Source organism: Streptococcus suis (assembly GCF_016743335.1).
Taxonomy (GTDB): domain Bacteria; phylum Bacillota; class Bacilli; order Lactobacillales; family Streptococcaceae; genus Streptococcus; species Streptococcus suis_Y.
The window spans coordinates 1-13,944 of sequence record NZ_WCJE01000051.1 but is presented as its reverse complement, the minus strand read 5'-3'; the positions used below and the strand labels follow the sequence as shown (position 1 = coordinate 13,944).

Below are 13,944 nucleotides of genomic sequence, written 5' to 3'. Positions count from 1 at the left end.
AGTTTTTGGGATTTTTTACACTGAAAGTTCTATGTAGATACTTTGTTTTTTCTCCTATTCCTTCTTCTCTTTGCTATAACCTATATAAAAAGAAACTGAACAGAACTTTTTATGGTGCTTCTGCCCAATTTCTTAATTCGATTAACATGATGTTAGTAATTAGTTTTAGCGAAAGTCTTTCAAATGAATTTGTAAATCACGTATCATTTCACGACGACCATTAAAACATTGTCCGCTAATTAATTTTTCGTATTTATCAAGTTGATCATTGCTCAGATTTTTTCGATAATCTCTCAAGGCACCTCTCAACATTAATAGTTCATCGTTTATCAATCCCGGTGATTGTATTGCGTGAGATAATTCGTGAATATCTTCATGTGGCATACGGTCAAACTTGCGTTTTTGACTTTCCTGTTTGCGGATACGATCTTTGATTCGATTTCTGAACTTGACTTTAAAATAACAATATAATTGAACTTGTTCATCAACTAGCCACGGTTGAGCTTCCAACAATTCAAACAAGGTCATCATTCCTTCTTGTTCCCAATCATCTCGATCCCATAGTTTAATGTAAAACTCTTTTCGAGCCTTGTTTACAATACCTTTGACGCTTGCGTACACTTTTTCGAATTCCATTTCTTAATCTCCTTTTGTTGATGGTTTAAGTTTATCGAAAAGTGCTGTCTTTCTACAGGACATTTTTGTCTAGCATACTTTATTTGATTTTTCTTTTTTAAAGTACATTTGCTGTTGATACTCTATGGCAAACATTGCATTCTGCTTCAGAAGGGAGTTATTTGGTATAGTTCTAAGATTGAGATAAATAACTATTGATTCGTTTTTCTTGTAAATGCCCTGTTTCTGATATGTATCATGTAAAAAAGCCCTCGCCAAGATTATGTACTTAGCGAAGGCTTTGTGGTTATTTTAGTGGTTGAGAGTGAGGGCAGATCCGTTATGGAATGTCTTACACAGACCATTTTTATACTACTCTTTCGTATTAATTTTCTCTTTTACCTCTTCATAAGAAAGGGGATGAATATCTTCATCATCACGTTCAATATTTTCTGGCATTTTGCCTGTTTCATACAGAGATTTAATTTGAACACTGTCTAGGGTTTCGTATTTGAGCAATGCTTCTGCGATTAGTTTATGAGTTTCGCGATTAGACTGAATAATTTCAGCCGCTTTGTTGCGAGCTTCATTTAACAAATCACGTACTTCATTATCTAACTCATATGCAGTTTGCTCAGAAATATGTTTTTGAGTTGTTTGTCCAGCAAACATTGCATGACTGCCTTCATACTGCATTGGTCCCATTTTTTCACTCATACCATATTCTGCAACCATAGCACGCGCCATCTGTGTAGCTTGCTCAAAGTCATTTGAGGCACCTGTGGTTTGAGTATTAAAGATAATTTCTTCTGCTACACGACCACCCATAAGCCCAGCCAATTGCTCCTTCATATCTTCTTTAGAAAGAAGCATTTGATCTTCTTTAGGAAGGGCAATCATGTATCCACCTGCGCGACCGCGGGGAACAATTGTTACTTTGTGAACTTCACGTGCATTTGATAGTACAAGACCAACAATTGTATGACCTGCTTCATGGTAGGCAACGATTTCGCGTTCTTTGGCTGAAACTTGACGGTCTTTCTTAGATGGACCTGCAATGACACGATCTTCTGCTTCGTCAATATCTGAAGCATCAATGACAGTCTTGTTTCGACGTGCAGCTACAAGGGCTGCTTCGTTAAGAACATTCTCTAAATCTGCACCAACAAATCCTGGTGTTTGTTGTGCTACTAATTTCAAATCTACATCTGCTGCTAGTGGTTTATTCTTCGCATGAACTTTAAGGATTGCTTCACGTCCTTTAACATCCGGACGACCAACCAATACTTTACGGTCAAAACGACCTGGACGAAGAAGGGCAGGGTCTAAAACATCACTACGGTTGGTTGCGGCAATGACAATAATCCCTTCGTTCCCTTCAAAACCATCCATTTCAATTAAGAGTTGGTTGAGGGTTTGTTCACGTTCATCGTTACCACCACCCATGCCGACACCACGTTGGCGACCGACAGCATCGATTTCATCGATGAAAATAATGGCTGGTGCTGCTTTTTTTGCATCTTCAAATAATGAACGAACACGGCTGGCACCGACACCAACAAACATTTCAACAAAATCTGAACCAGAAATGGAGAAGAATGGTACACCCGCTTCACCCGCTACTGCTTTGGCAAGCAAGGTTTTACCTGTTCCTGGAGGACCCTCTAGTAGCACACCTGCTGGAATACGTGCTCCAAGTTTAGTAAAGCGTTTTGGATCCTTCAAAAATTCAACAACTTCAACTAATTCTTGTTTTTCTTCTTCTGCACCTGCAACATCTGAGAAACGAACTTTGATATTGCTTTGCTCAAGAGCTTTTGCCTTGTTTCGCCCAAAGTTCATGGCACCTCGAGCTCCGCCACCACCCTGGTTCATCATCATCATGAAGAATACACCAGCAATGATAAGCGGTAACAAATTAAAGACGATATTTAACCAAAGTCCATTTGAACTTTCAGGTTTAATAGTAACCTTTACTCCATTTTCATTTGCAAGAGCTTGTAGCTCTGACAAATTCGTTTCTGACGGTAAAATTAGTGATTTAAAGTTTTTATACTTAACTTTACTAGAAACTTGGAATAACTTAATAGATGAAGCTAACTCATCTTTAGCTTCCTGTTCTGTTTTGTACTTACCAGTAATTTCAATAACACTTGAATCTGGTTGATAAGTAATTTCAGATACATTATTATTTTTCAATTCAGTTACTACTTGTGAATAACTGATTTCTTGAGTTGCTACTTGCTGACCAGCGTTAAAAAATTGAAAGGCTGTAACAATAGTGGCAATAACGAGAATAATGAGAAAAGGATTTTTTATAAATCCTTTATTTGGTTGATTGTTCATAATATAGTAGGAAACCTTTTTCTATTTTGTGTAAACTTCCTCTTTGAGTACACCAACATAAGGAAGATTACGGTAATTTTCATCATAATCTAAGCCAAATCCAACTACAAATTCATTTGGAATAGTAAAGCAAGTGTAGTCTGGCTCGATTTCAACAACACGACCTTCTGGTTTATCAAGAAGAGTGGCAATTTTAATAGAAGCTGCCTGACGCAAAGCAAAGAGTTCTTTCAATTCTTTTAATGTGCGACCAGTGTCAATAATATCCTCTACGAAGATGATATGTCGACCTGCAACACTATTGTCCAAATCCTTGATAATCTTAACGGTACCGCTACTCTCCGTTCCGCCATGGTAGCTAGAAACAACCATATAATCCGTTTCTACATGGGCATCAATATGTTTCATTAATTCTGCCATAAATGGGATAGAACCTTTCAAAATTCCAACAAGAATAGGGTTCTTATCTGCATAGTCTGTTGCTAGAATTTGACCGAGTTCTTTGCATTTTGCAACGATTTCTTCTTCTGAAACAAGAATTTTCTTAATATCTTTGTCCAACATAGTTGTTCTACTCTTTCATTTTTATATATAAGGTAGCTTTGATTATATCATTTTTTACTGATTTACTCAAATCACTGCTAACAAGATTCGTAATTCCATAAATTTCTCCATTCTGCTCGATAATAAGCGCATTTTGTCGAACTTTCTGTGAGATTTTATTATCAATAAACCAACGGCGGAGTTTTTTATTTATTCCGTTTATTAAAATGGTATCCCCAGCCTGCCTTCTCCTCACTACAATTGGATTTTCTGTAGGAAAATATAAAATACTATCCGCTTCTTCCAAAGGATGATTGAGAGAAAAAATATATGAACCGTAAGAAAAAATACCCTCTGATTTTATCATGATTTTTTCTGGTTGACTATCCGTCTCTGGTCCTATTTTATAAATTTGAAAACGATGATAATCCTTTTCTAGCATGTAATCATTTTTCAATAAATGATAGTAGTTAGCTTTTGAACGCAAGATGTGTAATACTTCATTAAATTGTGGACGAGAGAGCTGTAAATTAGGAAATTTTTCCAAATATTCCTCTAATAGATAACTTTGTACCGCAGGTGTCTGTTGTTGAAAACTCATCACATCTGTAACGGATAAATCCTGTGTCAAATCTCTTAGCGCTTGAAATAGATTATTTGTATCAACTGCAAGATTATTGAGAGTAAGTTCGATTTTAGGATTTTCCTGTTTTAACTTTGGTAAATAGTCATTTCTGACTCTATTTCGAAAATATTTGAAATCTGCATTGCTGCAATCTTCAAAATGAAATAGCTTTTCAAAATCTGCCTTTTTAAAAGATAAAAGTGGTCGAATAAGTTCCCCTGTTGCAAAAGGCTGAGTCGGTTGAATTGCTGATAAGTGACGTAAACGACCTCCTCTAATCAATCGCATAAAGACAGTTTCTGCTTGATCATCTGCATGGTGGGCTGTCACTAGTGCAGTGTAACCTTCCTTCTCCATGATTGTAGCAAAAAATCCATAACGCCATTTTCGCGCCGCTTCTTCTGAAAAATCGCCTTCAAAATAGGACAGATAAAAGGGAACATTACTTTCTTCTGCTAACTGTCTAAGATATTTTTCCTCAATGACAGATTCTTCTCTCTGTCCATGATTAATATGGGCAATTCCAAGTTCAATCCCTAACACTTGTTTGCATTCGTATAAAAGATGGAATAGGTTCATAGAATCTAACCCACCAGATACGGCTACTAGTACTTTCTTATGTTTATCAAAAAAGTGACCATCCAGTGTCACTTTTAAAAATCTATCTTTCATTTACTTTAAAATCCCGTAAATATCATTTGCAATTTGTGTAATCTCATCATAATTTGATTTATCTGTAAAAATAGATAAAACAAAAGGAGACCCTGCGTAAACAATCGCTACATCGTGTTTGACATCATCTGCATCACCAATTTTATGAGCAACTGGAACTGAGATGTCTTTCGAAATACGTTGATCATCAAATTGAGTAGATAACAAACTTTCTAGCACATAGCCATTTTGAATATATAAGGCTTCCATCATTTTACCTGCGATTTCAGCTGAAGTTTCACGTGTAACCATACTCCACTCACTACCTGTTTTAGCAGTTATTACTTGATAAAAATTGGAATCGAATTTATTAGCTACATAATAAGAAAGTAAATTACTAGCTACATTATCTGACTCTTTAGCAGTCTTATTGATTAATTCTTCCACTGAATAATCTTTATTGTCAGGAGTTTTTGACAGTGAACCACTTCCTCCAGCAACATAAGCTCCTGGGAAGGATATAGATTCGGTTGTATATTTCACTTTAGTAGTCAAATCAATATACCCAGCATTCAGTTGCTCTTGAACGTAATAAAGAATTGGTAGTTTAGCAATGCTGGCAGAATAGAATAGTTTCTCTTGATTTACACCTGCAGTTTGACCTGTTGACAATTGTTTCACATATATACCAATAGTATCTTTGGAATATTTGTTAGTCAACAACTCTTGAACGGCTTCTACTCTATTATCCGTTTTAGAAAGATTATTTACTGCAATCCAACCTTTATCTGTAACATAGGCAAAATCACCTAGGGAAGTTGTCACGATTTTAGAAACCATAACAGCTTGATAGGGTTGTAAATCATTTTTTATTTCCGTAGCTTCGTTAGCAATTGGTGAGGTTAACAATGTGAAACCTTTTTTTGTCCAATAAGTTTGCTCAACAGTAGTTTCTGTAACAATTACATCATCAAATAGTAGATGCCTACTTGCAAGAATGTAACCCTTTTCATCTATTTTGAAAACCAATTCTTTTTTGCTATTGACTAGAACATCCGTAATAGAAAAATGTTGGTTCGGCTGTAATTGTCCACCTGCTATAGTCAGTTCTTCATTCGAATAAAGATTCTCAGTTTGAAAAACATTTGGGTTTTGAGGGATAGTTTGAAAATACTGATCATAGATAGTATGAGTCAATTTGTATTCTTCTTGCGCTGTGAGTGCAAATGGTATTTCTGTACTATCGACCACCTGCCATCCAAACAAAACTGGCAATAACCATACGAGCAGTTTTTTCTGCATACTCCCTCCTTTCTACGATTCATTTTCTTCTAACTTTAATTCTCTATTCTTTTGATTCAACTCTTCTAATTTTTCATCAGAATGCTGTAAAAATTGCTCTACAATTTTAAAAATAGATTCGGTCATTTTGGTAACCCTGGAATATTGTAGACAAATTCCCCTTCTTTAGAGTATTGATACTTAGCCCGAACATACTTTGCTGCGTATTCCTCATTTTTCAATTTTGCAACCATTTCTGCTTCCTGCTTCTGTTCTTTGGTCAGTTCTTCGTAATTTTTTTCCAATTCAGCAAGCTTCTTTTCCTGCTGCTGAATATTAGTGTAAGTCCCAACAAGATTATAGGCAGGCAACATAAAAAGAAAGATAACTAGAATGAGAATCGCACCCATAAAACGATTTTTTTGTTGGCGTTCTGCCAATTGATGCTGAGTTTTTTTACGCTCCGACTGAATAAAGGCATTATTCAGTTGTAGAATTTTAGATTTCTTCATCTTTTTCTATCCTTTTTTCACTGATAATTTCATACATTTTCAGTGCGTCTTCTTTTTTAGTCGAATCTTTCATTTCAAGTACTTTTACAGTGAGTAGTTTATTACCAAATTGGATTTCAACCTGATCATTTACTTTTAAATCTGTTGAAGATTTCGCCAAAATCCCATTGACTTTTATTCGTCCTTTATCGGCAACTTCCTTCGCAACTGTTCGACGCTTGATAATGCGGGATACTTTCAAATATTTATCTAGTCTCATACTTTACCTCAGTTCATTATTTTACCATTTTTCAAGGTATTTGAGAAATTTATTCTGCCTTCCTTGCTTTAATTTCTTTTAATTTTTCGGCAAAAGAAATCAATTCCTCTAATATTTCATATTCTTTTTTCTGTTGAATGTTAAACACAACAGCTAGTTTTCCTTTATTTTCCGTTATCTGAGCTTTCAAATTTGTCACAGATAAAGCTTCAAAGTAATCTTGCGTTAGGAAAATTTGACCAGCCATAGGTTCGAATGTTACTGTCACTTGATGTTGGCGTCTAAGAACTGTATGACAGAAAACTTGGTCTAAAAATGATTTCAATAGACCGATTTCAAGTAAGTAGGCTACTACATCAGGATACTCTCCAAAACGGTCAATCAATTCTTCCTGTAATTCGTGATAGTTTACACGACTATCAATATTCTTTATACGCTTGTAAATTTCAATTTTTTGTCGCTGATCACCAATATAATCACTTGGTAAATAGGCATCAATCTGTAAATTGACCTCTGAATTACTCTTCTGACGCTGAGACGCCTTGCCTTGTTTTTCCAAGATGGCTTGTTCCAGCAATTGTGAATACAGTTCATATCCCACAGAATCAATAAAACCTGACTGAGCAGCACCTAAAATATTTCCAGCTCCACGGATAGACAAATCTTGCATAGCAATCTTGAAACCTGATCCTAGTTCTGTAAAGCCCTTAATGGCTTCCAAGCGTTTTTCAGCTACTTCTGTCAAGGACTTGTCTGGACGGTACATGAGATAGGCATAGGCAATCCGACTGGATCGGCCAACACGTCCTCTAAGTTGATAAAGCGTTGACAGTCCCATATGATCTGCATTTTCAATAAACAGTGTATTAGCATTTGGAATATCAACACCTGTTTCAATGATTGTTGTGGTCACCAGAATATCATACTCACCTTCTACAAAGGCATAAAGGGTATTTTCCAGCTGAATTTCCGACATTTGACCATGGACATAACCGATGCTAGCTTCTGGAACCAATTCTTTTAATTCAGACACTTTCTGTTCAATGGTGTCAACTTTATTGTAAAGATAGTAAACCTGTCCTCCGCGATCTATCTCACGAAGCATTGCATCTCGGATAACGGAAGGATTTGTTTCCATGACATAAGTTTGGACTGGATAGCGATTTGTCGGTGGAGTCTCGATTACGGATAAGTCACGGATTCCCAACATAGACATTTGCAATGTCCGAGGAATTGGAGTTGCAGTTAGGGTTAGGACATCTATTTTCTTTTTCAATTCCTTCAAGCGTTCCTTATGCTTGACACCAAACCGTTGCTCTTCGTCAATAACCAGTAAACCTAAATCAGCAAAAACAACATCTTTTGATAGAAGGCGATGGGTACCAATCAAGATATCAACTTGACCTTTTTTCAATTTCTCAAGTGTTTTTTCCTGCTCTGCCTTGGTTTTAAAACGACTCATAACATCCACATTGACAGGAAATTCCGCAAATCGTTCTTGGAAATTAGCATAGTGTTGTTGGGCTAAAACAGTCGTTGGAACAAGAATAGCTACTTGCTTGCCATCATTGACTGCTTTAAAGGCAGCCCGCATGGCTACTTCGGTCTTACCAAAACCAACATCCCCAACCAAAAGACGATCCATTGGAGAATCTTTTTCCATGTCTTTTTTGATTTCATCGATGGAACGGAGTTGGTCGTCTGTTTCCACGTGTGTAAAGTAGTTGTCAAATTCAACTTGATTGTTATCGTCCGGTGAAAAGGCAAAGCCTTTCAACTGGCTACGCTCTGCATAAAGCTTGATCAAATCATCCGCAATGTCCTCTACCTGCTTCTGAACTTTTTGCTTGGTTCGTTGGAAACGGCCATCATTTAGTTTATTAACTTTTGGAGCTTTTCCATCAGAGGCCAAGTATTTGGAAAGGAGATCAATCTGCTCTACAGGAATGGAAATACGATCGGAGTTTTGATATTGAACTGTCACATAGTCACGGTGGATACCTGATATTTCAATGGTTTCTATCCCTAAATACTGACCTATCCCGTGAACATGGTGAACAACATAGTCACCAACAGCTAGCTCACTATAGTCCTTAATACGCTCAGCATTAGAAATATTAGTTCTACGGACCTTACGCTTAATCTTTTTATTAAAAATCTCTTTTTCAGTAATAAGAACTAACTTCTCATCCATCAAATGAAATCCAGAAGCTAGCTGTCCAATGGTCACTTGTTGCTGACCTTCTACTAACTTATCCGCTGGATAGGCAGGTAGCTGAATATCATACTCCTGTAAAGATTTTTGTAAAGTCTGTAAACTTGCTTCAGAACTTGCTTGAATAATGACCGTATTCTTCGACTTAGCATACCGAGTTAGTTCTTCTTTTAATAAGGGAATTTGATGGAAAAATTCCTGCATAGGATGTTGAGTAAATTGATAGAGGGCATCAAATTTTACATTTCCTAACCCCTTTTGAAAACTTGAAAAGAAGCTGGCAGGTTTGTATTTTCTTAATTCCGAATAGGTAGATGCAAAATAGTTTAAACTTGACACTGATTTACCCTTTTGTAAATCATCTGTCAATAACTCTGCTGATTCTTTTTCAAATTGAGCCTGCTTGTCAGCAATTTTATGAAAATCATCTAAAAATAAAGGGGTTCCCTTTGGCAAATAATCTAGCAGTGTCCAAGATTGTTCATATAAAAATGATAGAAATTTTCGTAAATCGGGATGACGATATTCTGTTTGCATATCCGCCAAAACTTCCCGTAAATAAGACTGCTGTTCTTCTATATGTGATTGTTCAATAGCTGTTTCAATACTACTGCAGGCCCGTTCATAGTCAGTAGCTGTCAAAAGAATATCCGATGCTGGAGCAATGGTGATGCTGTCCAAATTTTCTAAAGACTTTTGACTGTCGACATCAAAGATACGAATGCCATCAATCTCATCTCCAAAAAATTCCAAACGATAAGGGGCATCGGCTTGCATATCAAAAACATCTAGGATGTCTCCTCGTTGGCTAAATTCTCCCTGAGTTAAAACTCTGGATACCTTTTTGTAGCCTATATTGACAAGTTTCTTTACAAAAATGTCAACTTCTATTTCTTGACCAACCTCAATTTGAATTTTTGACTTTCTAAATATTTCTGGATTCGGTAACAGAATCCTACAAGCAGCCATGCTAACAACTATAACTCCTGATTGAGTTGAATCAGTCAGAAAATTCAAGCTATCAATTCTTGACTGCGTCCGTTCCTTAGAAGCGAAAACAAACTCTGCAATCGGACTATCATCTGTAAAGAAGTTGTAAACATTCTCACTGCCTATAATGGCTGATAAATCTGTAGTCAATCTCTCTGCTTCATTCTGACTAGCCGTTACAATCATTATTTTCTCAGTCAAACTATCATAGGCAGTCGCCATGACTAATGACTTACTGGTTCCAGATAATCCTAATAGTAACTGACGTGTTGATTTGTTTAAACCAGACTGCCATTGATTGATTTGCTTATTTTTGTGAAGTAAATCGAGTATATTCATTATCCATTAAACTTTCTCATAATAGTATCAAAATCATCTTCTTCGAGATATACGTTGACAGCCTTGTCAAGTTTATCTAGTGCTAAGTCAATTTCAATACGGTCCTCTATATCAAAGCCAGACAAGACATGGTTTACAACGCTCATTTTTCCTTTGGGACGGCCGATGCCGATTTTAATGCGGTCAAATTCTTGTGTTCCAATATGCTTGACAATGGATTTAATCCCATTGTGGCCACCTGCGGAGCCTTTTTGACGGAAACGGATTTTCCCAACAGCCATGTCCAAATCATCGTAAGCCACCAGAATATCTGTCTCATCCAAACCATAGTAGGTCATCAGGGCATGAACAGCCTTACCTGATTCATTCATGAAAGTCGTTGGTTTGACCAGGTAAATTTTTTCACCATCAATAAAGGTTGTGGCAATGTCAGCTTGGAAAATCTTATCGTGACTAAAGGTCACATTTTCACGCTTGGCAATCTTATCCAGCAACATAAAGCCAACGTTGTGTTTTGTTTCAAAATAGCGGTCTCCGGGATTTCCCAGACCGATGATCAATCGTGTCATTTTTTCTCCTTAAATACCAAAAGGCTGGAAAAAGCTTTCCAACCAAGTAATCATCCTCTTTGATACGATAAACTGTTCTTAGTCTAGGCGTTGAAACCGCAGACAATACTGACGGTATGGCAAGGTAAAACAACGAAGAATAAGGACAGTTTAGCCATCAAACGTTAAAGCGGAACTCCATGATGTCCCCATCCTGAACAACGTACTCTTTTCCTTCTTCTCGAAGGCGTCCTGCCTCTTTTACAGCCTTTTCAGAGCCGTATTGAATCAAATCATCATAAGACATGGTAACGGCACGGATAAAGCCTTTTTCGAAGTCTGAGTGGATAATACCCGCACACTGAGGAGCTTTCATGCCACGCTTGAAGGTCCAAGCACGTACTTCTTTTTCCCCTGCTGTAAAGTAGGTGCCAAGTCCAAGCAAGTGGTAGGCTGCACGTGTTAATTTGTCCACACCAGATTCTGTTAATCCAAGAGCTTCCAAAAACTCACCCTTGTCTTCATCGTCGAGTTCTGAAATTTCTTCCTCTGCACGGGCAGAAATGACCACTACTTCTGCATTTTCTGTTGCCGCAAAGTCACGGATTTGCTGAACATAGCTGATAGACTCAGGATCTGCTACCTTGTCTTCATCGACGTTGGCAACATAGAGGACTGGCTTGGTGGTCAAGAGGAAGAGTTGCTTAACGATTTTTTGTTCTTCATCGGTGAAGTCAACTGTACGAGCAGATTTTCCATCTTCCAAGACAGGCTTGATTTTTTCAAGAACTGCAAATTCTGCCACAGAATCCTTGTCTTTTTGCGTACGGGCCATTTTTTCTACACGCGCATAACGCTTGTTGATACTCTCTAGATCCGCCAAAATCAATTCTAGGTTAATAGTATCAATATCTGCGATTGGATCCACAAAGGCGTCTTCACGGCCTTGTTCACGCATGACATTTTCATCGTCAAAGGCACGCACCACGTGGACAATGGCATCAACCTCACGGATATTGGCCAAGAATTTGTTTCCAAGTCCCTCACCTTTAGAGGCACCTTTTACGATACCGGCAATATCGGTAAATTCAAAAGTCGTTGGGACTGTCTTTTTAGGGGTGATGAGTTCTGTCAACTTCTGCAAACGCTCATCGGGCACTTCTACCATGCCGACGTTTGGATCAATGGTCGCGAAAGGGTAGTTTGCAGCCTCTGCTCCTGCCTTGGTAATTGCGTTAAATAGGGTTGATTTACCAACGTTTGGTAAACCGACGATTCCTGCTGTTAAAGCCATGTTTTTTTACTCTCCAATTAAAAATTCAATCATGACTATTATAGCAGAAAAGATGAGAAAAATCCTGCCAAATGACAGGATTGTAAGATTTATCAAAATTTCTGCAAAATTCTCATCGCTGCAGCAAATAAGCCAAAGGCTATTATCATGATTGGGATAAGAACCCACCAATAATTAGCAAGAAACTCCCAAACATTCATTTTTCCTCGTTGTTCCACCACAATTTCCTTCTCAGGCTCTTTTCCTAAAACCAGATAATCCAGACTAACACCAAAGATTTCTGCCAGCTGGACCAGTTTGTCAATATCTGGCGTGGCTTCGCCATTTTCCCACTTGGAAACAGCCTGACGGGAAATATAGAGTTTCTCTGCCAACTCATCTTGAGATAGGTTCTTGGTTGTGCGTAGATTCTTGATTTGCTGTGCCAACTGCTTCATGATTATATCCTCCTCTTTTTTCTAAGTCTATTATAGCTTAGAAAGGAGCAGTTGACTAGCACTTTTTAGGAAAAACTCGCAACCAGTAGTTGCAAACTGTCAACTAGGCTTCACTTGGTAGAACTTGTTTCATTTTTCGTTCAAAATCATGCCGGCTCATCATAACAACATGGTCACAGTTACTGCAACGGATTTTAATATCCGCTCCTAGGCGGATAACCTTCCACTTATTTGCCTTCTTACCGGTTGATTTGATGACACAGGCATGGGGCTTTTTCATTTCGACAAATGATCCTAATTGATACATACTTCCTCCTTAAAGATACATACTTCTTTCCTGATAGGTTAACGTTACCTCATTTGCAGTGCATGTCTCTCCATCTATTTGCAATAACAATTTTTCTTTTGATTTTAAAACTACATCTACCCCTGTTAAATGCTGAATTGTATGAGAAGATTCATGCCTCTTCGTTAATAAGGCTAACAATGATTGTAGACGTTGGTAGAAATTTCCATTTTTGAAGTAAACAATATCTACTTCCTTCTTTTTAGCACTTGCTGTTGGCCATATCATGATTCCTCCACCAAAATAAAGACTATTTGCTACAGAAATAAAAAAGAGATTATCTAACTGATAAGATTTTTCATCAAGAGTTAATTCTAAGTTTATAGCTTGTTTTGAAAATAATGTTTTAATACCAAAGAATAGATAAGTTAACTTCCCAAGTTTTACCTTGTTCAGAATTTTTTTCAAAATTGAATTCGTCGAACCATTGATAACTTGAGCTGCAAAGCCAAAATCCATACTGTTTACAACCGTTCCGTATGAACTGTTTAAAACATATATCCGACTTGTTTTTCCCTCTAAAATGGCATCTACACTTCTATAGAGCGATGTTATATTCATTGCCTTAGCAAAATCATTTCCAGATCCTGTTGGATAATAAGCAAACGGTAGACTAGCTGGCAAAAAACGCAAAGCTTTAGATAGTGTGCCGTCTCCGCCTAAAATCATTAATTGATCTTCACTACTGACAAACTCCTTTAAAATAGCCTCTATTTGACTTTTTTCATCCTCAGGACCAACTGTCATAAAAATATTAACTGCAAGCTGTGGATAACTTTCTTTTATTTTGAATATGATATGTTCAGCAGTATGGCTACCAGCATTAGGATTAGCTAATATATATAATGTCATTTATTCCCCATCACTAAATATATAAAAATAAGCTAGGTGCTATTTTTTAGTATAACATAAAAACGGCTAGTTTAGCCGTTCTTAATATTAT

14 protein-coding genes are annotated in these 13,944 nt (G+C 37.1%); all 14 read right to left on the bottom strand.

All coding sequences use genetic code 11. The features are described 5' to 3' along the window. Nucleotides 1–165 precede the first annotated feature (165 nt). The 14 genes from F9856_RS10800 to F9856_RS10740 all read right to left on the bottom strand — a co-directional run bounded on the left by F9856_RS10800 (nt 166) and on the right by F9856_RS10740 (nt 13,853). Nucleotides 166–636 (bottom strand): sigma-70 family RNA polymerase sigma factor, encoded by a 471-nt coding sequence (locus tag F9856_RS10800; protein WP_002936602.1) that lies wholly within the window; start codon nt 634–636, stop codon nt 166–168. A 351-nt stretch (nt 637–987) separates the two neighbouring features. Continuing rightward, complete coding sequence (gene ftsH, locus F9856_RS10795; protein WP_202106597.1) at nt 988–2,961, bottom strand: ATP-dependent zinc metalloprotease FtsH; 1,974 nt, start codon at nt 2,959–2,961, stop codon at nt 988–990. A 21-nt stretch (nt 2,962–2,982) separates the two neighbouring features. Then, on the bottom strand, nt 2,983–3,525 hold the full coding sequence (gene hpt, locus F9856_RS10790; RefSeq protein ID WP_014735203.1) for a hypoxanthine phosphoribosyltransferase: 543 nt from the start codon (nt 3,523–3,525) through the stop codon (nt 2,983–2,985). Between the two features lie 7 nt (nt 3,526–3,532). Then, a complete protein-coding gene (tilS, locus tag F9856_RS10785; RefSeq protein WP_202106596.1) occupies nt 3,533–4,801 on the bottom strand; it encodes a tRNA lysidine(34) synthetase TilS in 1,269 nt (422 codons plus the stop codon). Continuing rightward, nucleotides 4,802–6,082 (bottom strand): serine hydrolase, encoded by a 1,281-nt coding sequence (locus tag F9856_RS10780; RefSeq protein ID WP_202106595.1) that lies wholly within the window; start codon nt 6,080–6,082, stop codon nt 4,802–4,804. It lies immediately after the preceding gene. Nucleotides 6,083–6,094: 12 nt separating this feature from the next. Next, nucleotides 6,095–6,208, bottom strand: coding sequence for an SP_0009 family protein (locus F9856_RS12320; protein ID WP_004194325.1), 114 nt, complete (start codon nt 6,206–6,208; stop codon nt 6,095–6,097). Beyond that, nucleotides 6,205–6,573 carry an FtsB family cell division protein gene (locus F9856_RS10775; protein WP_004194327.1) on the bottom strand — a complete coding sequence of 123 codons (369 nt, stop codon included), beginning with the start codon at nt 6,571–6,573 and terminating at the stop codon, nt 6,205–6,207. The genes F9856_RS12320 and F9856_RS10775 overlap by 4 nt, the downstream gene beginning before the upstream one ends. Further along, the gene (locus tag F9856_RS10770) at nt 6,560–6,832 is read right to left on the bottom strand and encodes an RNA-binding S4 domain-containing protein (RefSeq protein WP_004194330.1); all 273 of its coding nucleotides are present in this window, start codon (nt 6,830–6,832) and stop codon (nt 6,560–6,562) included. The genes F9856_RS10775 and F9856_RS10770 overlap by 14 nt, the downstream gene beginning before the upstream one ends. Nucleotides 6,833–6,881: 49 nt before the next feature. After that, nucleotides 6,882–10,376, bottom strand: a complete 3,495-nt coding sequence (gene mfd, locus F9856_RS10765) for a transcription-repair coupling factor (RefSeq protein WP_202106594.1) — start codon at nt 10,374–10,376, stop codon at nt 6,882–6,884. Beyond that, nucleotides 10,376–10,945, bottom strand: coding sequence for an aminoacyl-tRNA hydrolase (gene pth, locus F9856_RS10760; RefSeq protein ID WP_202106593.1), 570 nt, complete (start codon nt 10,943–10,945; stop codon nt 10,376–10,378). The genes mfd and pth overlap by 1 nt, the downstream gene beginning before the upstream one ends. 157 nt (nt 10,946–11,102) lie before the next feature. Continuing rightward, nucleotides 11,103–12,218: a redox-regulated ATPase YchF gene (gene ychF, locus F9856_RS10755; RefSeq protein WP_014637241.1), complete on the bottom strand. Its 1,116-nt coding sequence runs from the start codon at nt 12,216–12,218 to the stop codon at nt 11,103–11,105. A gap of 92 nt (nt 12,219–12,310) precedes the next feature. Continuing rightward, on the bottom strand, nt 12,311–12,655 hold the full coding sequence (locus F9856_RS10750; RefSeq protein WP_024398527.1) for a helix-turn-helix domain-containing protein: 345 nt from the start codon (nt 12,653–12,655) through the stop codon (nt 12,311–12,313). Nucleotides 12,656–12,758: 103 nt separating this feature from the next. Continuing rightward, nucleotides 12,759–12,962 (bottom strand): DUF951 domain-containing protein, encoded by a 204-nt coding sequence (locus F9856_RS10745; RefSeq protein ID WP_202106592.1) that lies wholly within the window; start codon nt 12,960–12,962, stop codon nt 12,759–12,761. Nucleotides 12,963–12,971: 9 nt separating this feature from the next. Beyond that, entirely contained in the window at nt 12,972–13,853 is an 882-nt protein-coding gene (locus tag F9856_RS10740; RefSeq protein WP_105128746.1) for a diacylglycerol/lipid kinase family protein, read from the bottom strand. Between the last annotated feature and the right edge of the window lie 91 nt (nt 13,854–13,944).